Genomic DNA, 26,026 nt, shown 5'->3' with positions numbered 1-26,026 from the left:
TGTTGCCAAGCGCCGGCCATGGCTCAAACCTTCCCTTACTCCGCCGCCTGCCGCGCCATCGGATTGTTCGGATGCGTCGTCCAGTTGGCGTAGTTCGGGTCGACCGGCTTGCCGGTGCGCTGGTCCAGGACGCCGGGCTCCAGGCCCACCATGGTGATGCAATTCTCCACCGGGCAGACGTTGACGCAGAGGTTGCAGCCGACGCACTCGTCCTCCATCACCTCGAAATGCCGGATGCCGTCGACGAACTGCGTGATCGCCTGGTGCGAGGTGTCCTCGCAGGCGATGTGGCAGCGGCCGCACTTTATGCAGGCATCCTGGTCGATGCGGGCTTTGGCGATGTAGTTGAGGTTGAGGTACTGCCAGTCCGTGACGTTGGGCACCGCGCGGGCGATGATGTCGTCGAGGCTGCGGTGGCCCTTGGCGTCCATCCAGCTGGAGAGCCCGGTGATCATCTCCTGCACGATCTTGAAGCCGTAGGTCATCGCCGCCGTGCAGACCTGCACGTTGCCGGCGCCGAGCGCCAGGAACTCCGCCGCGTCGCGCCAGGTGGTGATGCCGCCGATGCCCGAGATCGGCAGGCCGTAGGTTTCCGGATCGCGGGCGATCTCGGCGACCATGTTGAGGGCGATGGGTTTCACCGCCGGGCCGCAATAGCCGCCATGGGTGCCCTTGCCGCCGACCGTCGGGTTCGGCGCGAAATTGTCGAGGTCGACGGAGACGATCGAGTTGATCGTGTTGATCAGCGACACGGCGTCGGTGCCACCGGCCTTTGCGGCGCGGGCCGGCTTGCGGATGTCGGTGATGTTGGGCGTCAGCTTGGTGATGACGGGCATGCGGGTGTACTGCTTGCACCAGCGCACGACCATCTCGATATATTCCGGCACCTGGCCGACCGCCGCGCCCATGCCGCGCTCGGACATGCCGTGCGGACAGCCGAAATTGAGCTCGATGCCGTCCGCGCCGGTCTCTTCCACCAACGGCAGGATCGCCTTCCAGCTCTCCTCCTCGCAGGGCACCATGATGGAGGCGATCAGCGCCCGGTCCGGCCAGTTCATCTTGACCTGCTTCATCTCGCGCAGGTTGGTGTAGAGGTCGCGGTCGGTGATCAGCTCGATATTGTTGAGGCCGAGCAGCCGGCGGTCGGCGCCCCAGATCGCGCCGTAGCGCGGGCCGTTGACGTTGACGACCGGCGGGCCTTCCTCGCCGAGCGTCTTCCAGACCACGCCGCCCCAGCCCGCCTTGAAGGCGCGCTCGACATTGTAGGCCTTGTCGGTCGGCGGCGCGGAGGCCAGCCAGAAGGGGTTGGGCGACTTGATGCCGACGAAATTGTTGCGAAGATCAGCCATGTTTCATCCTCCCCTTCAAGCGACGGCAACGGCGGGCTGCGCACCGGCGGCCAGCATGCGGTTGATGGAATCGGCCGCATCGCGGCCCTGTGCAACCGAGGTAACCGTCAGGTCCTCGCCGGCCTTCACGCAGTCGCCTCCCGCCCAGACATTGGCGATGGACGTGCGGCCTTCCGCGTCGATGGCGATGCGGTTGCCGGCCATGGCGAGCGAACCGAGGCCGCCAGCCTCGAAGGTCTGGCCGATGGCCTTGAAGATCTGGTCGGCGGCCAGCACCCCGGTCTCGCCGGTGCCTGTCAGCTTGCCGTCCCGCATCTCGGTATATTCCACCTCGATGCCGGCGACATGGCCATCTCTTGCGATGACGCGCTTCGGCTGCAGCCAGTGGCGGATCATCACGCCCTTGGAGGTCGCAAGGTCCTGCTCGAATTCCGAGGCGTTCATATGCTCCTTGCCGCGGCGGTAGCAGATCGTCACCTCTTCCGCGCCGAGCAGCTTCGCCTGCACGGCGGCGTCGATCGCCGTCATGCCGCCGCCGATGACGACGACGCGCCGACCGACCGGGATGGTCGCCTTGTCCGTCGCCTGGCGCAGCTCGGCGATGAAATCGACCGCATCGACCACGCCGGGCAGGTTCTCACCCTCCGCGCCGAGCGCGTTGACGCCGGCAAGGCCCATGCCGAGGAAGACGGCGTCGAAATTGGCGGTGAGGTCGGCAAGCGTGAAGTCGCGGCCGAGCTTCAGGCCGTTCTTCACCTCGATGCCGCCGATGGAAAGCACGTAGTCGACTTCCGCTTGCGCGAAATCATCGACCGCCTTGTAGGTGGCGATGCCGTATTCGTTGAGGCCGCCGGCCTTTTCGCGCGCCTCGAAGATGACGACGTCGTGGCCGTTCATGGCGAGGCGGTGGGCGCAGGCGAGCCCCGCCGGGCCGGCTCCGACGACCGCCACGGCCTTGCCCGTGCGGGCGGCGCGCTCGTAGAAATGCTTGTTCTCCGTCATCGCGACATCGGTCGCGTAGCGCTGCAGGCGGCCGATCTCCACCGGGCGGTGCTCGGCGGTGTTGCGCACGCAGGCCTGCTCGCAGAGCGTCTCGGTGGGACAGACGCGGGCGCACATGCCGCCCAGGATGTTCTGGTCGAAGATGGTCTTGGCCGAGCCGATCGGGTTGCCCGTCGAGATCTGGCGGATGAACAGCGGAATGTCGATGGAGGTGGGACAGGCCGTCATGCACGGCGCGTCGTGACAGAAGTAACAGCGGTCGGCGGCGACCAGGGCCTCGTGATCGTCGAGGCGCGGATGAAGGTCGGAAAAGTTCGTCTCGTATTCGGTCGGCGCAAGACGCCCCCGATGGATCCCAGATTGCGTCGTTCCCATGATTATCTCCCATTCGCGTGGGCTTTTTGAATGAGAGAACGGTAACCCAGCTTTATTTTTTTATCAAACGGTAAAAGTTCAAAAGAAAGGCTGGTTTTTCAGGGCTTCCAGCAAAAATAAACATGAGAATTATGGTTATGTTTTCCTGCCGCCCTGCGGGGAGCTGTTCCGGCTGCGCCATCAGATGGCGTTTGACAGGTCGCCGGAAAAGATGCAGCAAATCGTCTGGAACAGCAGGGGAAAACGATGGCGAAGCGGGCGGAAACAACCGGGCGGCTGGACGATGCGGCAAGGGCCGGCTGGCTCTATTATGTCGCGGGCCGCACGCAGGACGAGATCGCCGCCGCCATGGGCATCTCCCGCCAGTCGGCGCAGCGCCTCGTCTCGCTCGCCGTCGCCGAGCGGCTGATCAAGGTGCGGCTCGACCATCCGATCGCCGAATGCCTGGAGCTTGGCGAGGAGCTGAAGAAGAAGTTCGGCCTCGTGCATGTCGATATCGTGCCGAGCGACCCTGGCTCCACTTCCACGACGATCGGCATCGCCGAGGCGGGCGCGGCGGAGATCGAACGCTGGTTGAAGAAATCCGAGCCGATCGTGCTCGCCGTCGGCACGGGGCGCACGCTGAAGGCGGCGATCGACCAGCTTCCGGCGATGGAATGTCCGCAGCACCGCATCATGTCGCTGACCGGCAATATCGGGCCGGACGGTTCGGCGGCCTACTACAACGTCATCTTCTCCATGGCCGATGCGGTGAAGGCCCGGCACTATCCGATGCCGCTGCCGGTTCTCGTCTCCTCCACGGAGGAGCGCGACCTTCTGCACAAGCAGAGCCTCGTGCAATCGACCCTCCAGCTCGGCCGCGAGGCGGACGTTGCCTTCGTCGGCATCGGCGAGCTCGGCGCGGATGCGCCGCTCTGCCTCGACGGGTTCCTCGATCCGGAGGAGATGGCCCGTCTGATGGAGGAGGGGGCCGCCGGCGAGATCTGCGGCTGGATGTTCGATCGTGACGGCAAGCTGCTCGAAGGCAGCATCAACGAGCGTGTCGCCTCCGTGCCGCTGCCGCCGCGCGAGACCACCACCGTCATCGGCCTTGCCAAGGGCAAGCGCAAATATGCGGCGCTTCTGGCGGCGCTGCGCGGGCGCATGATCAACGGCGTCATCACCGACGAGGCCACCGCCCGCCACCTGCTTTCGGCCTGATCCGGACCGTCTTCCCGGTAAAAATTCTCCATGAGATTCAACGGTCGCTGTCTCGCTTTGTGCGGTGCAGCAACGATTGGCCGTTGACTTGTCGCGACAATATGCGAGTAATTGCCCATGAGCAAAGCAAATGCTCAATACCTTTCTGGGAGGAAGATGATGAATTTGAAGACCCTTTTGCTGGGCACCTGCTCGGCTGCGCTCCTGTGCGGTTTCGCCAATGCCGAAACGCTGACCATCGCCACCGTCAACAATGGCGACATGATCCGCATGCAGGGGCTGACGGACGATTTTACGGCCAAGAACCCCGATATCGAGCTGAACTGGGTGACGCTTGAGGAGAACGTGTTGCGCGAGCGCGTCACGACCGACATCGCGACGAAGGGCGGCCAGTACGACATCATGACGATCGGCACCTATGAGGTTCCGATCTGGGCCAAGCAGGGCTGGCTCGTGGCGCTCGACAATCTCGGCGCCGACTACGATGCCGACGACCTCCTGCCGGCCATCCGCTCGGGCCTGACGGGCGAGGACGGCAAGCTCTATGCTGCGCCGTTCTACGGCGAATCCTCCTTCGTCATGTACCGCAAGGACCTGATGGAGAAGGCCGGGCTCACCATGCCCGACGCGCCGACCTGGGAGTTCATCGGTGAGGCCGCCCGCAAGATGACCGACCGCACGGCCGGCATCAACGGCATCTGCCTGCGCGGCAAGGCCGGCTGGGGCGAGAACATGGCCTTCCTGACCGCCACCGCCAACGCCTTCGGCGCCCGCTGGTTCGACGAGAACTGGGCGCCGCAGTTCGACCAGCCGGAATGGAAGAACACGCTCGATTTCTACGTCAAGCTGATGAACGATGCCGGCCCGCAGGGCGCATCCTCCAACGGTTTCAACGAGAACCTGGCGCTCTTCCAGCAGGGCAATTGCGGCATGTGGATCGACGCCACGGTCGCCGCCTCCTTCGTCTCGAACCCGAAGGAATCGACGGTCGCCGACAAGGTCGGCTATGCGCTGGCGCCCGACACGGGCCTCGGCAAGCGCGGCAACTGGCTCTGGGCCTGGAACCTCGCCATCCCCGCAGGCACGCAGAAGGCCGAGGCGGCGGAGAAGTTCATCGCCTGGGCGACCAGCAAGGACTACACCAAGCTCGTCGCCGAGAAGGAAGGCTGGGCGAACGTTCCTCCGGGCACGCGCTCCTCGCTCTATGCGAATGCGGATTATGAAGCGGCCGCGCCCTTCGCCAAGATGACGCTCGACTCGATCAATGCCGCCGACCCGAAGAACCCGGCCGTCAAGCCGGTGCCCTATGTCGGCGTGCAGTTTGTCGCGATCCCCGAGTTCCAGGGTCTCGGCACGACGGTCGGTCAGCTCTTCTCGGCAGCCCTCGCCGGCCAGATGTCGGTCGACGACGCGCTCGCCCAGGCCCAGCAGGTCACGACACGCGAGATGACCCGCGCCGGCTACATCAAGTAATTGCCTCCTCCCCAAGGACAGGCTGCCCGGACGCGCTCCGGGCAGCCGATAGATGGGGTGTCGTTTCCGGCGTTTGCCTCTCACCGGCCTGCCGGCATCCTCTCTCCGTACGCGGGGAGAGGAGCGATGGGCTCTCCGTTCTGCCCCTTCTCCCCGCTTGAGGGGAGAAGGTCCCGGCAGGGGGATGAGGGGCGGCTCGCCCTGTAATGATGTCGTGACTGCATTGGCCGGCCATACCGGCTTCGGGAGGAAGATCATGGCGACGGAGAACACGCGTGGTTTGGCGCGTTTGATGTTGGCGCCCTCTGTTGGGTTGCTTCTGGTCTGGATGATCGTGCCGCTGGCGATGACGTTGTGGTTCTCGTTCCAGAACTATAACCTTTTGAACCCGGCCAATGTCAGCTGGGCCGGGCTGTTCAACTATCAGTATTTCTACACCGACCCGGCCTTTTTCCAGTCGATCTGGAACACGCTGCTGATCGTCGGCGGGGTGCTCTTGATCACCGTGGTCGGCGGCATCGCGATTGCGCTGCTGCTCGACCAGCCGATGTGGGGGCAGGGCATCGTGCGCATCATGATCATCTCGCCCTTCTTCGTCATGCCGCCGGTGGCCGCGCTGGTGTGGAAGAACATGATCATGCATCCGGGCTACGGCGTGCTGGCGGACATCAACCGGGCGCTCGGGCTGCAGCCGGTCGACTGGTTCGCGCAGTATCCGCTGTTCTCGATCATCATCATCGTCGCCTGGCAATGGCTGCCGTTTGCCACCCTCATCCTCTTGACCGCGCTGCAATCGCTCGACGGCGAGCAGAAGGAGGCGGCGGAGATGGACGGGGCCGGCTTCGTCTCGCGCTTCGTCTACCTGACGCTGCCGCATCTTGCCCGCTCGATCACCGTCGTCATCCTGATCCAGACGATCTTCCTGCTCGGCGTCTATGCGGAGATCCTCGTCACCACCAATGGCGGGCCGGGCTATGCCTCGACCAACCTGCCGTTCCTGATCTACCGCACCGCGCTTCTCGGCTACGACGTCGGCGGCGCCTCGGCCGGCGGCATCATCGCCGTCATCCTCGCCAACATCGTCGCCTTCTTCCTGATGCGCGCCGTCGGCAAGAACCTGGACAAATAGCTGCCGCCGTTCCGGACGCACAACCGCTCCGCACGTTCCTGGAACAGCTCACATCAAGGGGATACGACCATGGCTAGAGCCGTCTCGACCAGACGAACCGTCGTCTTCACCATCGCCGCCTGGATCATCGCGCTGATCCTCTTCTTCCCGATCCTCTACACGATCATCACCTCGTTCAAGTCCGAGACCGAGGCGATCCAGGGCTTCGGCATCGTCCCGTCCGGCACGGTGGAGAGCTATGCGGCCGTGCAGGCGCAGAGCAACTACTTCAAGTTCTTCCTGAACTCGGTGATCATCTCGGTCGGCTCGACGCTGCTGGCGCTGCTGGTCGCCGTGCCGGCCGCCTGGTCGATGGCCTTCTCGCCGACGAGAAGGACCAAGGACATCCTGATGTGGATGCTGTCGACCAAGATGATGCCGGCCGTCGCCGTGCTGGTGCCGATCTACCTGATCTTCCGCGACACGGGCCTGCTCGACAGCCGCGTCGGGCTGACCGTCATGCTGACGCTGATCAACCTGCCGATCGTCATCTGGATGCTCTACACCTATTTCCGCGAGATCCCCGGCGAGATCCTGGAGGCCGCGCGCATGGACGGGGCCTCGCTCTGGGGCGAGATCGTCTACGTGCTGACCCCGATGGCGGTGCCGGGCATTGCGTCCACCATGCTGCTCAACATCATCCTCGCCTGGAACGAGGCGTTCTGGACGATCCGCCTGACGACGACGAACGCCGCGCCGCTGACCGCCTTCATCGCCTCCTTCTCCAGCCCGCAGGGCCTGTTCTGGGCCAAGCTCTCGGCGGCCTCGACGCTCGCCATCGCCCCGATCCTGATCATGGGCTGGTTCAGCCAGAAACAGCTTGTCCGCGGCCTCACCTTCGGCGCCGTGAAGTAACGAAACAGACGGGAGGGACCATCATGGGCAAGATCATCCTTAAAAAGGTCAACAAGAGTTTTGGCGCCACGCAGGTCATTCCGGGCATCGACCTGACCATCGAGGACGGCGAGTTCGTCGTCTTCGTCGGCCCGTCGGGCTGCGGCAAGTCCACGCTGCTGCGCCTCATCGCGGGCCTGGAGGACACGACGAGCGGCACGATCGAGATCGACGGGCGGGACGTCACCGGGGAGGCCCCGGCCCGGCGCGGGCTCGCCATGGTGTTCCAGTCCTATGCGCTCTATCCGCACATGACGGTGAAGAACAACATCGCCTTCCCCTTGAAGATGGCCAGGACCGATCCGGCCGTCATCGAGAAGAAGGTGGCGGAGGCCGCGCGCGTCCTGAACCTCGCCAACTATCTCGAACGCCGCCCCGGCCAGTTGTCCGGCGGCCAGCGCCAGCGCGTGGCGATCGGCCGGGCGATCGTGCGCGAACCCTCGGCCTTCCTGTTCGACGAGCCGCTCTCCAACCTCGACGCGGCGCTGCGCGGCACGATGCGCCTGGAGATCTCCGAGCTGCACCACCAGCTGAAGACGACGATGATCTACGTCACCCACGACCAGGTCGAGGCCATGACCATGGCCGACAAGATCGTCGTGCTCAACGCCGGCAATATCGAGCAGGTCGGCTCGCCGCTCGATCTCTACAACAAGCCCGACAACCTCTTCGTCGCCGGCTTCATCGGCTCGCCGCGCATGAACTTCGTCAAGGGCGAGGCGGCCAGGCCCTGGAACGCCCCGACCGTCGGCATAAGGCCGGAACATATCCGCCTCTCCAAGGAGGGCGGCACCTGGAAGGGCGTCGTCGGCGTCGCCGAGCATCTCGGCTCCGACACGTTCCTGCATGTCAATGCCGAGGGCATCGGCATGGTGACCGTGCGCGCCGGCGGCGACTTCCCCGTCACCCACGGCGACACCGTCTTCCTCACCCCCGACGAGGCCCGCATCCACCGCTTCGACGATGCCGGGAAGGCGATCCGATGAAACGGCTGGAGGGCAGGAGCGCGCTGATCACCGGATCGGCGCGCGGCATCGGCCGCAGCTTCGCGGAGGCCTATGTGCGCGAGGGCGCGCGCGTCGCCGTCGCCGACATCGACATCGGGCGGGCGCGGGCGACGGCAGGCGAGATCGGGCCGGCCGCCTATGCGGTCGAGATGGACGTGACGCGGCAGGCGTCGATCGATGCGGCCGTCGCGGCCTGCGTGAAGGAGGCCGGCGGCATCGACATCCTCGTCAACAATGCCGCCCTCTTCGATCTCGCCCCGATCGTCGAGATCACGCGGGAAAGCTACGACAGGCTGTTCTCGATCAACGTCGCCGGCACGCTCTTCACGCTGCAGGCGGCGGCCAGGCAGATGATCGCGCAGGGCCGCGGCGGCAAGATCATCAACATGGCGAGCCAGGCCGGCCGGCGCGGCGAGGCGCTGGTCGCCGTCTACTGCGCGACGAAGGCGGCGGTCATCAGCCTCACCCAGTCGGCGGGGCTGGACCTCATCAAACACGGCATCAACGTCAACGCCATCGCGCCCGGCGTGGTCGACGGCGAGCACTGGGACGGCGTCGACGCGCTCTTCGCCAGATACGAGAACCGGCCGCTCGGCGAGAAGAAGCGCCTGGTCGGCGAAGAGGTGCCCTTCGGCCGCATGGGCACGGCGGACGACCTCACCGGCATGGCGATCTTCCTCGCCTCCAAGGAGAGCAACTACGTCGTCGCGCAGACCTACAATGTCGACGGCGGCAACTGGATGAGCTGAGGCCCGCATGGGCGGACCGGCAACGAGACGAGACCGGACAACCGGAAGGAATGGACCATGACCACGAAACTGTCGCTCGCCACCCTCGATACGGTCGAAAGGACCGCGGGCGTTCCGGCCTACGGGCGCGGCAGCCTCAAGGCCGGCATCGTGCATTTCGGGGTCGGCAATTTCCACCGGGCGCACCAGGCCGTCTATCTCGACGACCTGTTCAACCTTGGCCGCGATCACGACTGGGCGATCATCGGCGCCGGCGTGCTGCCCTCCGACGCGGCGATGCGCGACAAGCTGGCCGGCCAGGATTTCCTGACCACCGTCGTCGAGCAGGACAACAACCGCTCCGGCGCGCGCGTCACCGGCGCGATGATCGGCTACCTCGCGCCCGGCAATGCGGCGGCCACCATCGCCCAGCTCTGCGACCCCGCCATCCGCATCGTCTCGCTGACCATCACCGAGGGCGGCTACTTCATCAACCCGGCCTCCGGCCTCTTCGACCCGGCCCATCCCGCCATCGCCGCCGATGCTGCCAACCCGGACGACCCGAAGACCGTCTTCGGCCTCATCCTCGCCGGCCTCAGGGCGCGCAGGGACAAGGCCATTGCGCCCTATACCGTCATGTCCTGCGACAACATCCCCGGCAATGGCGAGGTCACGCACGCCGCCGTCTCCGGCCTTGCCCGCCTCTCCGATCCCGACCTTGCCGACTGGATCGACGCCAATGTCGCCTTCCCGAACGGCATGGTCGACCGCATCACGCCGGCCACCGGCCCGCGCGAGATCGGCATCGTGGCGGACGAATACGGCATCGACGACGCCTGGCCGGTCTTCTGCGAGGAGTTCAGGCAATGGGTGCTGGAGGATCGTTTCCCTGAGGGCCGCCCGGCGCTGGAGACGGTCGGCGTGCAGTTCGTGCCCGACGTCGCGCCCTACGAGCACATGAAGATCCGCATCCTCAACGGCGGCCATGCCGCCATCGCCTATCCGGCCGCCCTGCTCGACATCCACTTCGTGCACGAGGCGATGGAGGACCCCGACATCCGCGCCTTCCTCGCCAAGCTCGAGCGCGAGGAGATCATCCCCGTCATCCCGCCCGTGCCCGACACCGACCTCGACGACTATTTCGCGCTGATCGAACGCCGCTTCTCCAATCCCAAGATCGCCGACACGATCCCGCGCCTTGCCCAGGACGGCTCCAACCGCCAGCCGAAGTTCATCCTGCCCTCCACCGCCGACCGGCTGGCGCGCGGCGAGGACGTCGTCGGCCTCGCGCTCGTCTCCGCGCTCTGGTGCCACTACCTCGCCGGCACCACGGACAGCGGCAGGCCCATCACCTTCAACGACCCCAACATCGAGCGCATCCGCGCCGCCGCAAGCGCCGCAACGACCAACCCAGGCGCCTTCCTCGAACTCAAGGACATCTTCGGTACCGTCGCAACATCAAACCGCTTCGCCAGACGCTTCACAACCGCCCTCAAATCCCTCCAGCAGAAGGGCACCCGGGCAACGCTGAAGGCATATCTGGACGACAGGCTGGTGAATTGAGGAAATCCCCACAAATGCGGGGCTTTCCAACAAGGAGAGCAGACAGTACCACGGGGGCCTGACAATGGAACGGGACGTCATGGCCGCCAAACAGACAGAACTGGTGATCTTCGATTGCGATGGGGTGCTCGTCGACAGCGAGCCGATCTCGATCGCGGTACTGGTCGAGGCGCTGGCGGCGGCGGGCGTCACGATGAGCGCCGAGGAGGCCCACGAGCGTTTCCTCGGCCGCAGCCTGAAGAGCATGTCGGAAATCCTGCATGCCGACTACGGGCTGGCGATCGATACGGCCTTCCTGGAGGCGATGCGCAAGGTGCTCTACGAGCGGTTCCGCACCGAGCTGCAGCCCATCGAGGGCATTGCCGAGACGGTGGACGGGCTCGGCATCGCCCATTGCGTGGCCTCCTCCAGCCAGCTCGAGCGCATCCGCCTGTCGCTTTCCGTCACCGGCCTCATCGACAGGTTCGAGCCGAACATCTTCAGCGCCAGCATGGTCGCGCGCGGCAAGCCGGCGCCCGATCTCTTCCTGCATGCCAGCGCGGTCATGGGCGTTGCGCCCGGCCATTGCGTGGTGGTGGAGGACAGCCCGGCCGGCATCACGGCGGCGAAATCCGCCGGCATGCGGGTGGTCGCCTTCACCGGCGGCTCCCATGCGCGCACGCCGCGCCATCGCGACGCGCTGCTCAGCCTCAATCCCGACGCCCTGTTTGACGACATGCGGGAATTGTTACAGTTTGTCCGCAAGGAAGAGGCCGGCGGGAAAGAGCATTGATGCGCGATCTGATCGTTGCGGTGGACATCGGCACGGGCAGTGCCCGCGCCGGCGTGTTCGACCGGAGCGGCGCTCTGCTGGGACGCTCCGAACACCCGATCGCCCTGCGCCGGCCCAGCGTGAACCACGCCGAGCATGATTCGGAGGACATCTGGCAGGCGGCCTGTGCCGCGATCAAGGCGGCCCGCGCGCTTGCGGGCGTCGAGGCGGGCCGCATCGCGGCGCTCGGCATCGACGCGACCTGCTCGCTGGTCGTCAGGGACACGGTGGGACGGCCGCTGGCCGTTTCCGGCGGCGAGGAGGCCCGCTGGGACACGATCGCCTGGTTCGATCACCGCGCGCTGGAAGAGGCCGATCTCTGCACGGCGACGGACCATCCGGTGCTGGCCCATTCCGGGCGTGTCATGTCGCCGGAAATGGAAATGCCCAAGCTGATGTGGCTGAAGCGCCACCGGCCGGCGCAATGGGCGAAGACGGGCCATGTCTTCGATCTCGCCGATTTCATGACCTGGCGGGCGACGGGGTCGAATGCCCGCTCGCGCTGCACGATGACGGCGAAATGGAACTATCTCTCCCATGAAAAGCAGCCGTGGAACGACGGTTTCCTGGCGGCGATCGGCCTTGAGGACCTGCACGAACGCGGTGCGCTGCCGCAGGAGACGCTGGCGGTCGGCGCGGCTGTCGGGCGCCTGACGCCGGAAGCGGCCGCAGAACTCGGCCTCGATGCGGGCTGCGTGGTCGCGACGGGCCTGATCGATGCCTATGCCGGCACGCTCGGCGTGCTCGGGGCCTTTGCCGGCGCACCGGAGGTGCTGGAGCGGCAGCTTGCCCTCATCGGCGGCACGTCGAGCTGCATCGTCGCCTTCTCGCGCGAGAAGCGGTTCGGTTTCGGCATGTGGGGGCCTTATTACGAGGCGGTGCTGCCGGGCTGGTGGCTGGTCGAGGGCGGCCAGTCCGCGACGGGTGCGCTGCTCGACCATGTCGTGCGCACGCACAGCGCGGGCGGCGACCCCTCGGCGGCGAACCATGCCCGCATCGTCGCGCGCATCCGCGAGATGCAGGCGCAGGAGGGCGAGGCTTTCGCCGCGCGGCTGCATGTGCTGCCGGATTTTCACGGCAACCGCTCGCCGCTGGCCGATCCGCACGCGCTCGGCGTGATCAGCGGCCTTTCGCTCGATGCCTCCTTCGACGGGCTTTGCCGCCTCTACTGGCGGACCTCGGTCGCCATCGCGCTCGGCATCCGTCATATCCTCGAAAAGCTCGGCGCGGGCGGCTACCCGCTCGATACGCTGCATGTCACCGGCGGCCATGTGCGCAATCCGCTGCTGATGGAGCTCTACCGGGATGTCACCGGCTGCCGCGTCGTCGTGCCGCAGACCGGCGATGCGGTGCTGCTCGGGACGGCCATGGTGGCGGCGGTTGCCGGCGGAGTGCACGCCGACCTGCCGGCTGCAGGCCGGCAGATGTCTCCGGGAAGCAGCACCTTCCTTCCCGATCCCGCCCGCAAGGCCGGCTACGACCGGGACTATCGCCGTTTCCTGGCGCTCCAACGGCATCGCGCCGAACTGGAAGCGATCGACTGAAAATGTCCCGAAAAAATTTTCGATCGGCCGGAACCAAGTCCCCCGCTGAGAGTTTCCTTCCCGTCACCGGTCAGCGCATGTCCCCCAAATGCGAGGCCCTCGACCGGTGATCGACCACGATACCGTGTCCCCCTCCGGTCCGTGGATACTCAAGCAGCCAGTGTCTCCCAGACGCTGGCTGTTTTCTTTTGTGGCATGGCGAGAAAATGAAAAGCGGCTGTGCACATGCCTGCCGTCGCCCGGATGGCAGGCAAGAAAAGGCGGCGGTGGGCGTGCCTCCCACCGCCGCCGGCCGCGCCGCCGCTGCGGCCGTCCGGGAGCGAGATCAGGCCGCGGCGCGCGCTTGCGGGGTGAAGAGAAGAGCCTGGTTGATGAGCACCTTCACCTGCTCCGGATTGAACGGTTTGGAAACGAGGAAGGCCGGCTCCGGGCGCTCGCCGGTGAGAAGCCGCTCGGGATAGGCGGTGATGAAGATCACGGGAATGCCTGTGCGGGTGAGGATGGAATTCACCGCATCGATGCCGGAGCTTCCGTCGGCGAGCTTCACGTCGGCAAGGATGAGGCCGGGTCGGCTGTCGCTCCACAATATTTCGGCTTCGCTCTGCGTGCGGGCGATGCCGGTGACGCGGTGGCCCATGCCGTTGACCATGTGGGCAAGGTCGAGGGCGATCAGCGGCTCGTCCTCGATGATCATGATGCCGGTCTCGGCCTGCGCGGCGATTTCCGCGAAGGCGGCGTCGAGCAGGGTGCGGATGGTGGTCGGCTCGGCATCGAGGATGGCCGCGGTCTTTTCGACGGTAAAGCCCTCGACCGTCGCCAGCAGCAGCGCCTGCCGGGCGAGCGGGGGAACGCCGGACAGGTCGAACGGGGCCTCCGTGCCGGGCGAGATGGTGCCGGCGCCCCGGCTTACCGAAACGGGGAGGGAGGAAATGATGCGGCTGAGAAGACCGAAGAGCGTCGCCTTGTCGTCCTCGCCCTCCGGCATCACGGAGGGATCGACAAGAATGGTTTCGAGGGTCGCGGCCACATAGGCATCGCCGGAGGGCTGTGTTCCGGTCAGGGCGCGGGCATAGCGGCGAAGCGCCGGAAGGTGCGGTCCGATGCGGTCGGAAATCGGCATGGTGGTCCCCTGTTCTGAATTTGTTTGAGTGGCAGTTGACGGTTTGAACGCGGAAGCCAAATTAAGGTTCCGGGGACGGGAACTTTTTTTGAAGCCAGGCATTTTCACGCCGAATTCGTCACAAGGCGCGAATGAAAAATGAGAGTGGCACAGTGAATAGCGTGGACAAGAAGAAAAGAGGCGGGAAACGATCTCCCGCGAGCGACGATCCCAATGCACAGATTGCGATGAAGCTTCGCGCCTTCTACCATCAGGTACAGGATGAGGCGCTTCCCCAAAGGTTCCTTGATCTTCTCGAAAAACTGGATGCTGTGGAAAGCCGCGTCCAACGGGTCGAGTGAGGGTACGATGGATCAGGAACAGACGACGTTCAAGCGGGAGCTGCTGGCGGTTCTGCCAAGCCTGCGCGCCTTCGCCATTTCGCTGATCGGCCGGCACGACCAGGCCGACGATCTCGTGCAGGACACGATCATGAAGGCCTGGGCCAAGCAGGAACAGTTCGAGATGGGCACGAACATGAAGGCCTGGCTCTTCACGATCCTGCGCAACGAGCTTTACAGCAAGATGCGCAAGCGCGGCCGCGAGGTGCAGGATTCCGATGGTCTCTTCACGGAGAACATGGCGCAGCACCCCTCGCAATATGGTTCGCTCGACATGCAGGACTTCAAGAAGGCGCTGGAAAAGCTGCCGGACGAGCAGCGCGAGGCGATTATCCTCGTCGGCGCGTCGGGCTTTTCCTACGAAGAGGCGGCGGAAATCTGCGGCTGCGCGCTCGGCACGATCAAGAGCCGCGTCAACCGCGCCCGCCAGCGCCTGCAGGAGCTCTTGCAGGTGAGCGGCGAAAGCGACTATGGCCCGGATGCGGTCTCGGCGCCGATCACCTCGCGCGCCTTTGCATCATAGGGTACGGAAACACGCGCCGCCTGCGACCACGCGGGCGACGATAGCTGAGGGGGAAAGGGGCGAAGCGCGTCGCAGGCGAAAGCCGAGGGTGAAACCGGACGCGGAATCGCATACCTGAGACGTATGAAGGACAATGTTCTGACAGTATCGTCCGATGTCATAGCGGTTCTGGAGGCGCCAGACCGTCTGGCGGCGCTCGACGCCGCGATGCCGGTCTTCCTCGGCCCGGATTCCGATTTCGACGATATTGCCGGTCTTGCGGCGGGGGTCTTCTCCACGCCGATTTCCCTCGTCACCATTCTCGGACGCACCGACCAGTGGTTCCTTGCGCGCGAGGGTACGCCGGATATCCGCGCGCCGTCGGATGCCTCCTTCTGCGCGCGCATGATCGCCGAAAGCGCGGACGAGCCGCTCATCGTCGCCGATGCCCGTGAGGATGAACGTTTTGCCTGCCTGCCGAGCGTTACCGGCGCACCGCACCTGCGCTTTTATGCAGGCGCGCCGATCATCGTGGAGGGCCAGCCGATCGGCACGGTCTGCGTCTTCGATGTCGAGCCGCACGCGCGTGTCGCCCTGGACCTTCTGCCGCGGCTGAGACAGCTTGCCTCGCTTGCCGCCTCGCTCATCAAGCTGAAGGACGAGGCCCGGCGGCGCCTGTTGGCCGCCGAGGCGCTTTCGCGTGACGAGAAGCGCCATGCCCTCGCGCTCGATGCGGCCAATGTCGCAAGCTGGCTGTGGGACCTGTCGACGGGTATGGTCTCCGGCAACGAGACCTTCTATCGCATGCTCGGCGTCAAGCCGGCCAGGCCCATGCGGGCGCGCAGGTTCTTCGCCGCGGTGCATCCGGCCGACCGCAAGGCCACCATCGGCCGCCTGCGCGATGCGCTCGCTTCCGGCAAGGAATATGACGGCCTTTTCCGGGCCGCGAAATCCGGCCGCTGGCTGCTCGGGCGCGGGCGCGTGCACGAATGGGATGCGGACGGGAGGCCGACGATCTTCCTCGGCATCAATGTCGACGTCACGGACGGGCAGCTTGCCTCCGAACGCACTCGGCTTCTGCTGCGCGAGCTCAACCACCGGGTCAAGAACACGCTGGCCATGCTGCAGTCGCTCGCCCGCCAGACCCTTCGCCAGACCAGCGATCCGGTCGAGTTCATGGATGCCTTCGCCGGCCGGCTGCAATCGCTCTCCGAGGCGCATAGCCTGCTCAGTGATCACGAATGGGGCGTCATCCACCTGAAGATGCTGCTGCAGAAGCAGATCATGCCCTATGCGATCGACTTCGACAGCCAGATCGAGATCCACAAGGACGAGGTGGAGCTGGGGCCGGACCAGGCGGTCGGCCTCGGCCTCGTCCTGCACGAGCTGGCCACCAATGCCCGCAAATATGGCGCGCTGTCGGTGCGCTCGGGCAAGGTGGTGATCGCCGCCCGCGTGGTGAAGGAAGACGAGCAGCGCGTGCTCAACATGACCTGGCACGAGGTCGGCGGACCGCCGGTCAGGCAGGACGGCCGGCGCGGTTTCGGCTCGGTGCTGATCGAGCGCAGCCTCGACAAGGTCCTCGGCAGCAACGTGCATGTCGAATACCTGCCCAAGGGCGTGACGGCGGTCATCCGCATGCCGCTCTGAGCGGCATGCCTTTTCGCGAAGATCGGGAAGATCAGTCGTCGCCGCGGCGGGATTTCGGCGCGAGCAGGAAGCCGAGCGCGAGCGCGACGGCGGTCGCGGCGAAGGGCTTCTTCATGGCGACGGTGGCGGCCGCCGCCATCAGGTCGCGGCGTGCGGCCAGTTGCTGGCGGCGGATGCGGCGCAGTTCGCGCTCCCGCTTGTTGCGCATGGCGACGACGGCCAGCACGATGAGGGCAAGCAGCAGGAAACCGCCGGCAAGGCCGAAGAGCGCCGGCACGGTGCCGTAGTGCTGCGACAGCAGCACGGCGGTGGCGACGACGCCAAGGCCGTAGGCGGTGACCAGCAGGAGGCCGATCGCAGCGCCGGCGATCGCATTGCGCTTGGCGACGTCCATGGTCTCGTCCACCCGGTCGGTGACGCGGGTGACGAGGTTTTGCAGGAGAATGGCCCCCAGTGAAAGCATGCCTTTAACGCTCCGCATAGGAAGGGACGCCGGCCGGCGTCCCGGGATGGGGAAGGAAGGGATCAGCGCCGCAGGAGGGCGGCGAGCAGGAAGCCTGCGGCAGCCGCTACGCCGAGCGTTGCGAGCGGATGCTCCTTCACCGCCTTGCGGGCGCGGCGGCCGGAATGGCGATAGCGCTCCTGGAACTCGGCAAGGATGTCCTCGCCGGCAGCGATCATGTCGCGGATGTCGCCTTCCGCGCGGTCCTTCAGGCCGTGTGCGGCCTCGCTCGCCTGCGCCTTTGCGGCGCGGGCCTTCTTGCGGATGCCGCTGGCCCCGCTCGATGCGTCGTCGGCGAGCAGCTTGGCGAGGGAGGCGATCTCCGCGCGCAGGTCCGCGATCTGCTCCTCGACCGCCTGGGCTTCCTCTTGAAGCCCGCTGCGAAGGCTCTTGCTGCGCGATGAAAACAGTCCGTTGGCCATGCCGTTTCTCCTTTTGCGGTCGCCCGCAGATGTGCGGGCCGAACAGCGCTCCACCCCCTTGGCGGAACGGTCTTCCGGGGCAAACAACGGCGATGGGGGCAAAAGGTTCCGTAAGGCGCTGGAAAATCAGGCCGAAGCGGTGTGCGGCAGCACGAAGGGCACGCCGGTGGCGGGCACGCCGTTGATGCGCATGCGGCAGCCGAACACCGCCTCCATCGCATCGTCGGTCATCACCTTGGCGGGCGGGCCGGCGTGCTCGATGCGGCCGCTCTTCATCATCACCATGTGGTCGGCGAACATGGCGGTGAGGTTGAGGTCGTGCATGACCGCGATCACGCCGCCGCCGCCGGCGCAATAGCGCCGGGCGAGGGTCATGATCGTCAACTGGTGGCGGATGTCGAGGGCGGAGACCGGCTCGTCGAGCATCAGGAAGCAGGGCTCGCCGTCGAGCACCGGTTCCCAGATCTGCGAGAGCACGCGGGCGAGCTGCACGCGCTGCTGCTCGCCGCCGGAAAGCTCCTGGTAGAAGCGGCCGGCAAAGCCCGCGAGATCGACGGCGGCGAGCGCCTCCGCGGTGATCGCGTCGATGCGCTCGGCATGGCGGTTCGGGCCGACGGTGAGGCCGAGGCGGACGATCTCGCGCACGGTGAAGGGGAAGGCGATGGTGGCGGCCTGCGGCAGCACCGCGCGCTTGACGGCGAGCTGCCAGGGTTCCAGCGCGGCGAGCGCGTGGCCGTTGATGGCGATCTCGCCCTTGCTCGGCAGTTCACCGGCGATCGCCTTCATCATGGTCGTCTTGCCGGAGCCGTTCGGGCCGACGATGGCGGTCAGCTCGCCGGCCCTGGCCTCCAGCGACACACCGTGCACGATGGTCTTGCCCGACAGGCTGACTGTGAGGTTTCTTGCGGTGATCATGGGTCTCTCACCAGCCGTTGCGCGTGCGGTCGCGCAGCAGCACCCAGAGGAAGAACGGGGCGCCGGCCAGCGCCGTGATGATGCCGATCGGCAGCTCGGCGGGCGCGACGATGGTGCGGGCCAGCATGTCCGCGCCGAGCATCAGCACGCCGCCGAAGAGGGCGGAGGCCGGCAGCAGGTAGCGGTGGTCCGGCCCGATGACGATGCGCAGGAGATGCGGCACGACGATGCCGACGAAACCGATGCCGCCGCTGACGGCGACCGAGGCGCCGACCGCGCCGGCGACGGAGACGACGGCGATGTATTTCAGCCGCTGCACCTTGACGCCCATGTGGAACGCCGCCGCCTCGCCGAGGGTGATCGCATTGAGCCCGCGCGACAGGAACGGCACGACGAGAAGCGCGAGCAGGATGATCGGCCCGGCGGCAAGGAGCTTCGCCCAGGTCATGCCGGAAAGCGAGCCGAGGCTCCAGAAGGTGATGTCGCGCAACTGCTTGTCGTCGGCCATGTAGATGAGGATGCCGGTGATGGCGGCGGCGAGCGCGGAGATCGCGATGCCGGCGAGCAGCATGGTGGCGACGGAGGTCTGCCCGCCGCGCGTGGCGATGCGGTAGAGCAGCAGCGTGGTCAGCAGACCGCCGGCGAAGGCGGCGAGCGGCAGGGCGAAGGCGCCGAGCGCGATCATCACGCCCGCCGGCAGGCTGGCGCCGAGCACGATCATCAGCACCGCGCCGAGCGCCGAGCCGGAGGAGATGCCGACGAGGGCGGGATCGGCGAGCGGGTTGCGGAAGAGGCCCTGCATGACCGCGCCGGACATGGCGAGCGCCGCGCCGATGAGGAAGCCGAGCAGGGCGCGGGGCATGCGGATGTCGAAGACGATGATGCGGTCGCGCATGCTGAGCGCCGTGTCCTCGGCGCCGCTGAAGAGCGCGCCGATGACGTTGAGGGCGGAGGCATCCGAGGCGCCGGTGGCGATCGACAGGGCGAGCGCGACGGCCGAGACGACGACGAGGGCGGCGAGCGTCAGGCGCGCGATCGCCGTCCGGTCGCCGGCCGCCCGGGCGCGGACGGAGCGCATCAGGAAGGAACCGCGTGCACCGTCGCCGCGCACGGCATCATTGAGAGACATTGCCATAGAGTTCTTTGTTGAGGTCGCGGATGGCCGAGGCGGTGCGCGGGCCGAAGCCGAGCAGGTGCAGGCTGTTCATGCGGAGGACCGCCTTGCTGGCGGCGGCCGGCGTCACCGAGATCGCCGGATGGGCGAGGATTTCCTCGTCGCTGCTGCCGGCGCCGGGACGCGTCATGACCATGACGACATCGGGCCTGGCCTTGATGATCGCTTCGTCGGTGAGCGGCTTGTAGCCCTCGAAAGTGCCTTCCGTCGCGTTGATCGCGCCGGCAAGGCCGATGATGCCGTCGGCTGCCGTGTGGCTGCCGGCCGCCATGACCCTGCCGTTCTGGAAGCTGAGGATGAACAGCACGCGCTTGCGCTCGCTTTCCGGCCGCTTGGCGGCATCGGCAATGGCCGCGTCGAGGTCGGCGGCGACCGTCGTCTCCAGTTCCTTCGCCTTGTCCGTCACGCCGAGGAACTTTCCGACGACGTCGATCTTCTTGAGGATTGCCGCGCGGTCATAGCCTTCCGGCACGATCTCGAAGGGAATGCCGGCGCTCTTCAGCACGGCGAGCGCATCCGGCGGGCCGCTGCCTTCGACGGCGAGGATCGCCGTCGGGTTGACGGCGATGACGCCTTCCGGCGAGAGCTGGCGCATATAGCCGACATCGGGAAGCTTCAGCGCGTCCTCGGGGAAGGTGCTGGTCGAGTCGCGGGCGACGAGGCGGTCGCCTTCGCCGAGCGCGTAGACGATCTCCGTCACCGCACCGCCGATCGCCACCAGCTTGGAGCTGTCGACCTGCTGCATCTCCTGGGCGACGGCCTTGCGGATGAAGCCGCTCTGGCCCGGCGCCGCGAACGGCAGGAGCAGGGGGGCGGAGAGGGCGAATACGGTGAGGGCCACTTCCCACGGACGGGCGCGGCGGAAATCGAAGCTCTTGCTCATGATCGTGGTCCTTCGCGGATAACCGGCGCCTTCCCAATGCGGAAACGCGCCATTCGTCTGTCTCTGCGGCGGCCTCAGGCCGCGGCGCTGTCGGGGCGCGGCAGGCCGTCGAGGATCTCGCGCCAGTCGGCGCGCTCCGTCATGCCTTCCTTGCGCTTGCCGAAGAACTGGATGATCATCTCGCCGCTGGCGTCATAGGCTTCCAGCGAGGTGACATGGCCGTCGACGGTCGGCTTGCGCACCACCCAGCACTCGGCAATGTGGTCCATGCGCAGGTGCATGTGGAAGGTCGGGTCCATGACGTTGAGCCAGGGTCCCATCGGCTGGATGTTCTTGACCGGGCCGGTGTGGATCTGGATCGTGCCATGGTTGCCGACGAAGCACATGATGTCGGCGTCGCGCTCGGCGGCCGCGTGCATCAGGTGGCCGACGGCATCGGCGGCGACCTGCCGGGCGAAATCCTCGCCGACGCTGCGCACGGCGTCCTGGCGGCCGATCTTCAGCTTCTTCAGCATGCCGAAGAACTGGTGGGTATCGGTCATCGCCGCCCAGTTCTCGCGCAGCGCCGCGACGTCCACCGGACCGGTTTCCTCGACCTTCTCCGACACGACCTCGACGAAGTCCTGCGACTGGTCTTCCAGGCGGAAGTCGGCGACGATGGCCTCGTAGGCTTCGAGATTGGAGGCGGGGCGCAGGTGCACCTTGTGCACGGCGACACCGGCCTTGTCGAAGAACTGCAGGCTGCGGCGCACCTGCTCTCCGTCCGTCTTGGTCACGGCAAAGCCGTGGGCCCAGGTGCCGGGGAAGATGCGCAGGTCGATGTTCTCGCCGAGCACGATCGAGGCATGCTTGCCGGTATTGATCTTCTCGAAGACGCCGATCTTCTCGTGCACCACGCTCTCGTTGCGGGTCAGCGCCATGACCTCGCCGAGCGCTTCCGAACGCTCGAGGAAGCGGTTGGCGTCGCCGTCGATGCGCACCGCCGTCAGCCCCACCTCGGCCGCGACGAGCGCGGCTTCCGAAATGCCGAGCTGCGCGGCGATGTCGCGCTCGCGCATCTTCGGGTTCTCGGCGCGGAAGGCGCGGATTTCGGCGGGGGTCGGGCGGGTCGTGTTGGTCATGGGCTCGGCCTTGATCGAGTTTCCGGTCGTCCGGTCCCGTCCCGGTAAATTTTGTTGGCGGAACAGGGGTTTGACGCGGATTTTGCGTTTACTATCTTGACTTCATTACTCATATTTATCTATGCACGCAATACCGGTGCGGTAAAGTCATGTTAATTCTGGCGCTCACCGGCTAGACTGACCGCGGCCGTCGCTCGGCCGCAGCGAACCGACATCGAGACAGGCGAGCCCATGACCGTACGCACCCTTCTTCTTTCCGTGATGCTTTCTGCTGCCGCCCTGACCGGTGCCGCAGCCCAAGAGGCCGCAGCGCCCAAGGGGCTGGACGTGGAGCTGAATGCGCTTGCCGGCTCGCAGAAGGGCTGCCTCTTCACCTTCGTCGCCGCCAACGGTTTTGCGCAGGACGTCTCGAAGGTCTCCTTCGAATTCGTCATCTTCAACGACAAGGGCACGGTCGAACGCCTGGCCCTGCTCGATTTCCGCGACCTGCCGGCGGGCAAGTCCAAGGTGCGCCAGTTCGACGTGCCGGGCATCAAGTGCGAGACGGTGAAGAACCTTCTGATCAACGATGCGCCGGTCTGCGAAGGCGAGCGCATCGAGAAGGGCCGCTGCATGGACGGCATCGTGACGCGCAGCAAGGCAACGGCGGGCCTGGAAGGCTGAGCATCGGATACGCGGCACATGAGGCGCCGCGATGCATGAAACGGAATGACGGGTGATATCATGTCTGGAAGCAAGTGGCTCTGGCTCGGCGCGGGCACCCTTTCCCTGCTGGCGCATGCCACCGCGGCCGCGATCCTCACCATGGCGCCGGCGCCGGAGGAGGAGCAGGCGCTGATCGCCGGCGGCGTCGTCGCGGAAGTGGCGATGCTCGGCAACGGCGCCTTCGAGGCTGTGGAATCCGGCAATCCCGAAGACACGATCACGCCCGAGACGATCCAGCCCGATGTCACCGAGCCGGTGCCGCAGGACGTGGCGGAAATCCAGCCGACCGAAATCGAGCCCGAAGTGACAGAGGTGATGACGCCGACGGACCCGATCGTCTCCGAACCGGTCGCAGAACTCGTCGTGCCTTCCGCGGAGGTGGAGATCGCCGCGATTCCGGTGCCCGAAATCAAGCCGGAAATCCAGCCGGATGAAGAGATCAAGCCGGTTCCGGAGGTGAAGAAGGAAGAGCCGGTCAAGAAGGTCGAGCGCAAGAAGCCGCAGGAAAAGCCGATCCGCAAGGCTGGCGAGAAGGGCAAGGCCAAGCAGAACGCGACACGCGGCGAGGTCGACGGCTCGGCGGACGTGAAGACCGCGGCGGTCGGCGGCCAGAAGAAGGGCAATTCGTCGGCAGCCGGCAATGCTGCCGTCACCAACTATCCGGGCAAGGTGCGCAACAAGATCAACCGCGCCAAGCGGCGCGTCTCGGGCGGCGACCGCGGCAGCGTGGTGGTGAGCTTCACCGTCAGCGCCAGCGGGGCGGCGAGCGGCATTCGCGTCGCACGCAGTTCGGGCGTCGCCGCGCTCGACAAGGCGGCGGTCGATTCGGTGCAGCGCGCCGCGCCCTTCGCCAAGATCCCGGAGGCCGCCGGCAAATCGTCCTGGGCCTTCAACGTGCCGATCGTCTTCAACTGAGACGCGTTTTCCCGCCGCGCATCGCCCGGCGGGAATTTTTTGCGGAAAAATATGACTTTCCTAGTCATGTTTATACTTTACTCTGAAACTCATGTTTTGTAGGTTGCCTCCGAACTGAGGCTCCGCCCATGCGGAGTGCCAAAGGGGAAGCGTGCATGAACTACGTGACTGCAGGCCGCGCGGAAGCGGTCTTGAAATCGATGATCGCCGAACGCGACCGGCGTATTGCGGACCTGGAGCGCCAGGTCGCCGCACTCAGGAGGCAGATCGCGGCACCGCAGGAGACGGTCACGGCAGCAGCCGTGCCGCCGGCGGCCCCGCGGGTCGAGGTACGGGCGCCGCAGGCGCCCCGCAGCGTGGAAGTCACCAAGGTCAAGCGCCGGACGGGCGAAGCGGAGAGGAAGGCGATGCGCGAGAAGCACAGGCAGCAGCAGCAGGCCCGCCAGCAGACGGACGCGGCCGACAAGGCGGATGGCAAGGCGGGGCTCGAAGGGCGCAGCTTCCTCTATGTCGGCGGCCGGGATTGCCAGGTGGCGCATTTGCGCCAGATCGCCAGCTCCTACGGCGCCAACCTCATCCATCACGATGGCGGCCTGCGCGAGGCGGTCTCGCGCATCGACAACGTCCTGCCCTCGGTCGACTGCGTCTTCTGCCCCATCGACTGTATCAGCCATGATGCCTGCATCCGCGTGAAGACGGGCTGCAAGAAGTGGGAAAAGGCCTTCGTGCCGCTGCGCAACGGCAGCAAGTCCTCCTTCGAGCGGGCCCTGCAGAGCATGAGCCAGGGAGACACCACCCAGTGAATGACGAAAGACCCGAAGCCTTCATGATGATCGGCCTGCACAAGCTGGCCGCCCAGAACGGCGACGGCCTCGTGCCGGAACTCTATGCCCTGCTGACGCGCCGTGCGGACATGCTGGAAAGCGAGAATGTCACGGAATTCCCGTTGGCAAGCGCCCGCCCGCCGGCGCGCGCTGCAAGCTTCGAGGGCGCGCCTGCCCTTGAAGCGCGCAACGACAATGTCGTAGCCTTCCCGCAGCCGCGTCGCCTGCGGCGGGATTCGCTCTGACAGGATAGGTCTTCCATGTTCTTCGCCATGAACCGCTTCAAGATCGCCATCGGCCACGAAGAGGCCTTCGAGGCCATCTGGAAGGGGCGGGATTCCAGCCTCAACGAGATGCCGGGCTTCCAGTCCTTCCATCTCCTCAGGGGCGACACCAATGCGGAGGAGGGCTTCACCCTGTTCGCCTCCCATTCGATCTGGGCGAGCAGGGACGATTTCATCGCCTGGACCAAGTCGGAGAACTTCCGGCAGGCGCACAAGAACGCCGCCGCCGACAAGGGCATCTATCTCGGCCCGCCGAAATTCGAGGGCTTCAGCGTCGTCGAAGGCGCATGAGCGCGGCTGACGACCCCGACCGCATCGAGGTGCTGCCGGTCCTGCCGTCGCTCGATATCGACGAGACGCAGGATTTCTACACGACGCTGCTGGGCTTCGGCGAGGTCGTGTACCGGGCGGATGATTACCTCATCATCCGCCGCTGCCCCGGCATGGAACTGCATTTCCGGCGGACCGACGACCGGACGCTCTGCGAGCGCACCTCCGTCTATCTGCGTGGCGGCGGCATCGGTGACCTCCACCGCGAGTTCAGCGACCGGGGCGTGCCGACACTGTCGCCGATGGAAGTGCAGCCATGGGACATGGAAGAGTTCTATGTCCACGATCCGCACGGCAATCTTCTCCGCTTCGGCCGCATTCCGAAGCGCTGACCTCAGCGTTCCCTGCGCGGCAGGAAGGCGCCGAGCGCCACCGCCAGCCACCCCGCCATCATGGTGACGCCGCCCGTCGGGGCCGACATCGGGAAGAGCCCGTGCCCGGCGAAATGGCGCAGCACGAGATCGCCGGCAAAGAGCGCGGTGCCGAGGGCAAGCAGCAGGGATGCGAGCCCCGCCGTGCGCAGGCCCGGCCAGGCGGCATGAAGCGCCACCAGCGCAGGCGCATGGGCAAGGCACATGGCGGAGGCGCCGGCCATCAGGCGCGGATCGCTGCCATGCGAGGCCGCGGCGGCGGTGACGACACCCGTCAGCCCCATCAGGCCGGCAACGAGAAGGCTCGCGGAGCGAAGCGAAAACGACATCGGACTATTCCTGGTTCTGCATGTGGTGGGCGAGCCGCGTGACGGGCTCCAGGATGACGGTGCGCAGCCCCTCGCTCGGCACGGTCTCCTCCAGCGCGCGGATGAAACAGAGCAGCCATTCGTCGCGCTCGGCCGGGCCGATCGGCGCGACGAAATGGCGGCGGCGCAGCATGGGGTGGCCGCGCTTTTCCGTATAGAGCGGCGGCCCGCCGAGCCAGCCCGTCAGGTACTCGTAGAGCTTTTCCTCGCTGCCGGAAAGATCCGGCGGATGGATCGCGCGGCAGCGCGCGGCTTCCGGCAATGTGTCCATCAGCACGTAGAAGCGGTGCGTCAGCGCCCTGACGGCCGCATCGCCGCCGATCGCCTCGTAGAGGGTGATCGTCTCGCCTTGGCGTTCCCTGTTGTCGGTCGTGTCCGTCATCGGTTCTTCCCGTTTTTCCGGTCTTAGCGCCCGCATCCGCGGCAGGCAATGCCGGCCCCTTGCC

General features: G+C 66.2%; 29 protein-coding genes. 18 read left to right on the top strand and 11 right to left on the bottom strand.

Annotated elements, in window-relative coordinates:
• Positions 1-35 precede the first annotated feature (35 nt).
• The gene (gene preA / locus shn_RS14235; protein WP_064330991.1) at positions 36-1,349 is read right to left on the bottom strand and encodes an NAD-dependent dihydropyrimidine dehydrogenase subunit PreA; all 1,314 of its coding nucleotides are present in this window, start codon (positions 1,347-1,349) and stop codon (positions 36-38) included.
• Between the two features lie 15 nt (positions 1,350-1,364).
• The gene (locus shn_RS14230; protein ID WP_064330990.1) at positions 1,365-2,726 is read right to left on the bottom strand and encodes an NAD(P)-dependent oxidoreductase; all 1,362 of its coding nucleotides are present in this window, start codon (positions 2,724-2,726) and stop codon (positions 1,365-1,367) included.
• 246 nt (positions 2,727-2,972) lie between these two features.
• Here shn_RS14230 and shn_RS14225 point away from each other — a divergent pair, with 246 nt between their 5' ends.
• From shn_RS14225 to shn_RS14185, 9 genes are all read left to right on the top strand, one after another.
• Positions 2,973-3,926, top strand: coding sequence for a sugar-binding transcriptional regulator (locus shn_RS14225; RefSeq protein ID WP_064330989.1), 954 nt, complete (start codon positions 2,973-2,975; stop codon positions 3,924-3,926).
• Between the two features lie 159 nt (positions 3,927-4,085).
• On the top strand, positions 4,086-5,399 hold the full coding sequence (locus shn_RS14220; RefSeq protein ID WP_064330988.1) for a sugar ABC transporter substrate-binding protein: 1,314 nt from the start codon (positions 4,086-4,088) through the stop codon (positions 5,397-5,399).
• Between the two features lie 256 nt (positions 5,400-5,655).
• Positions 5,656-6,528: a carbohydrate ABC transporter permease gene (locus tag shn_RS14215; protein ID WP_064329351.1), complete on the top strand. Its 873-nt coding sequence runs from the start codon at positions 5,656-5,658 to the stop codon at positions 6,526-6,528.
• Between the two features lie 69 nt (positions 6,529-6,597).
• Positions 6,598-7,422 carry a carbohydrate ABC transporter permease gene (locus shn_RS14210; RefSeq protein WP_064329352.1) on the top strand — a complete coding sequence of 275 codons (825 nt, stop codon included), beginning with the start codon at positions 6,598-6,600 and terminating at the stop codon, positions 7,420-7,422.
• 23 nt (positions 7,423-7,445) lie between these two features.
• Positions 7,446-8,447 carry an ABC transporter ATP-binding protein gene (locus tag shn_RS14205; protein WP_064329353.1) on the top strand — a complete coding sequence of 334 codons (1,002 nt, stop codon included), beginning with the start codon at positions 7,446-7,448 and terminating at the stop codon, positions 8,445-8,447.
• Positions 8,444-9,217 carry an L-iditol 2-dehydrogenase gene (locus tag shn_RS14200; protein WP_064329354.1) on the top strand — a complete coding sequence of 258 codons (774 nt, stop codon included), beginning with the start codon at positions 8,444-8,446 and terminating at the stop codon, positions 9,215-9,217. Before shn_RS14205 ends, shn_RS14200 begins: the two co-directional genes overlap by 4 nt.
• A 57-nt stretch (positions 9,218-9,274) precedes the next feature.
• Positions 9,275-10,759 carry a mannitol dehydrogenase family protein gene (locus tag shn_RS14195; protein WP_064330987.1) on the top strand — a complete coding sequence of 495 codons (1,485 nt, stop codon included), beginning with the start codon at positions 9,275-9,277 and terminating at the stop codon, positions 10,757-10,759.
• 79 nt (positions 10,760-10,838) lie between these two features.
• A complete protein-coding gene (locus tag shn_RS14190) occupies positions 10,839-11,531 on the top strand; it encodes an HAD family phosphatase (protein WP_064332608.1) in 693 nt (230 codons plus the stop codon).
• A complete protein-coding gene (locus tag shn_RS14185) occupies positions 11,531-13,114 on the top strand; it encodes an FGGY-family carbohydrate kinase (RefSeq protein WP_064330986.1) in 1,584 nt (527 codons plus the stop codon). The genes shn_RS14190 and shn_RS14185 overlap by 1 nt, the downstream gene beginning before the upstream one ends.
• A 325-nt stretch (positions 13,115-13,439) precedes the next feature.
• Here shn_RS14185 and shn_RS14180 read toward each other — a convergent pair whose 3' ends face one another.
• Positions 13,440-14,234: a response regulator gene (locus tag shn_RS14180; protein WP_064330985.1), complete on the bottom strand. Its 795-nt coding sequence runs from the start codon at positions 14,232-14,234 to the stop codon at positions 13,440-13,442.
• Positions 14,235-14,395: 161 nt separating this feature from the next.
• On the opposite strand from shn_RS14180, the gene shn_RS14175 reads away from it, so the two are divergent.
• From shn_RS14175 to shn_RS14165, 3 genes are all read left to right on the top strand, one after another.
• Entirely contained in the window at positions 14,396-14,575 is a 180-nt protein-coding gene (locus tag shn_RS14175; RefSeq protein WP_245337296.1) for a NepR family anti-sigma factor, read from the top strand.
• Positions 14,576-14,582: 7 nt separating this feature from the next.
• Positions 14,583-15,137, top strand: a complete 555-nt coding sequence (locus tag shn_RS14170) for an RNA polymerase sigma factor (RefSeq protein WP_024270843.1) — start codon at positions 14,583-14,585, stop codon at positions 15,135-15,137.
• A gap of 123 nt (positions 15,138-15,260) precedes the next feature.
• On the top strand, positions 15,261-16,766 hold the full coding sequence (locus shn_RS14165; RefSeq protein WP_064330983.1) for a sensor histidine kinase: 1,506 nt from the start codon (positions 15,261-15,263) through the stop codon (positions 16,764-16,766).
• A 31-nt stretch (positions 16,767-16,797) separates the two neighbouring features.
• Here shn_RS14165 and shn_RS14160 read toward each other — a convergent pair whose 3' ends face one another.
• The 6 genes from shn_RS14160 to shn_RS14135 form a co-directional block, all read right to left on the bottom strand.
• The gene (locus tag shn_RS14160) at positions 16,798-17,229 is read right to left on the bottom strand and encodes a hypothetical protein (RefSeq protein ID WP_064330982.1); all 432 of its coding nucleotides are present in this window, start codon (positions 17,227-17,229) and stop codon (positions 16,798-16,800) included.
• 62 nt (positions 17,230-17,291) lie between these two features.
• Positions 17,292-17,690, bottom strand: coding sequence for a DUF883 family protein (locus shn_RS14155; protein ID WP_064330981.1), 399 nt, complete (start codon positions 17,688-17,690; stop codon positions 17,292-17,294).
• Between the two features lie 126 nt (positions 17,691-17,816).
• Positions 17,817-18,605: a heme ABC transporter ATP-binding protein gene (locus tag shn_RS14150; protein ID WP_064330980.1), complete on the bottom strand. Its 789-nt coding sequence runs from the start codon at positions 18,603-18,605 to the stop codon at positions 17,817-17,819.
• 7 nt (positions 18,606-18,612) lie between these two features.
• Entirely contained in the window at positions 18,613-19,734 is a 1,122-nt protein-coding gene (locus shn_RS14145) for an iron ABC transporter permease (RefSeq protein ID WP_064330979.1), read from the bottom strand.
• Entirely contained in the window at positions 19,721-20,662 is a 942-nt protein-coding gene (locus tag shn_RS14140; RefSeq protein WP_064330978.1) for a hemin ABC transporter substrate-binding protein, read from the bottom strand. Before shn_RS14140 ends, shn_RS14145 begins: the two co-directional genes overlap by 14 nt.
• Positions 20,663-20,736: 74 nt before the next feature.
• On the bottom strand, positions 20,737-21,783 hold the full coding sequence (locus shn_RS14135) for a hemin-degrading factor (protein WP_064330977.1): 1,047 nt from the start codon (positions 21,781-21,783) through the stop codon (positions 20,737-20,739).
• A 231-nt stretch (positions 21,784-22,014) separates the two neighbouring features.
• Here shn_RS14135 and shn_RS14130 point away from each other — a divergent pair, with 231 nt between their 5' ends.
• From shn_RS14130 to shn_RS14105, 6 genes are all read left to right on the top strand, one after another.
• Positions 22,015-22,446, top strand: coding sequence for a hypothetical protein (locus shn_RS14130; RefSeq protein WP_064330976.1), 432 nt, complete (start codon positions 22,015-22,017; stop codon positions 22,444-22,446).
• 60 nt (positions 22,447-22,506) lie between these two features.
• A complete protein-coding gene (locus shn_RS14125; protein ID WP_064332607.1) occupies positions 22,507-23,403 on the top strand; it encodes an energy transducer TonB in 897 nt (298 codons plus the stop codon).
• A 407-nt stretch (positions 23,404-23,810) separates the two neighbouring features.
• On the top strand, positions 23,811-24,206 hold the full coding sequence (locus shn_RS14120) for a DUF2325 domain-containing protein (protein ID WP_064332606.1): 396 nt from the start codon (positions 23,811-23,813) through the stop codon (positions 24,204-24,206).
• Positions 24,203-24,472, top strand: a complete 270-nt coding sequence (locus tag shn_RS14115; protein ID WP_064330975.1) for a hypothetical protein — start codon at positions 24,203-24,205, stop codon at positions 24,470-24,472. Before shn_RS14120 ends, shn_RS14115 begins: the two co-directional genes overlap by 4 nt.
• Positions 24,473-24,487: 15 nt before the next feature.
• On the top strand, positions 24,488-24,802 hold the full coding sequence (locus shn_RS14110) for an antibiotic biosynthesis monooxygenase (protein WP_064330974.1): 315 nt from the start codon (positions 24,488-24,490) through the stop codon (positions 24,800-24,802).
• Positions 24,799-25,173 carry a VOC family protein gene (locus tag shn_RS14105; protein ID WP_064330973.1) on the top strand — a complete coding sequence of 125 codons (375 nt, stop codon included), beginning with the start codon at positions 24,799-24,801 and terminating at the stop codon, positions 25,171-25,173. Before shn_RS14110 ends, shn_RS14105 begins: the two co-directional genes overlap by 4 nt.
• Positions 25,174-25,175: 2 nt before the next feature.
• Here the strand turns inward: shn_RS14105 and shn_RS14100 are convergent, their stop codons facing one another.
• Positions 25,176-25,541 carry a DUF423 domain-containing protein gene (locus shn_RS14100; protein WP_064330972.1) on the bottom strand — a complete coding sequence of 122 codons (366 nt, stop codon included), beginning with the start codon at positions 25,539-25,541 and terminating at the stop codon, positions 25,176-25,178.
• Positions 25,542-25,545: 4 nt separating this feature from the next.
• On the bottom strand, positions 25,546-25,962 hold the full coding sequence (locus tag shn_RS14095) for a group II truncated hemoglobin (protein ID WP_064330971.1): 417 nt from the start codon (positions 25,960-25,962) through the stop codon (positions 25,546-25,548).
• Positions 25,963-26,026 lie beyond the last annotated feature (64 nt).

The sequence above is a fragment of the Shinella sp. HZN7 genome (genome assembly GCF_001652565.1).
Lineage (GTDB): Bacteria > Pseudomonadota > Alphaproteobacteria > Rhizobiales > Rhizobiaceae > Shinella > Shinella granuli.
Note: the sequence above shows the minus strand (reverse complement) of the source record. Positions and strands in the feature narration are given on the sequence as shown.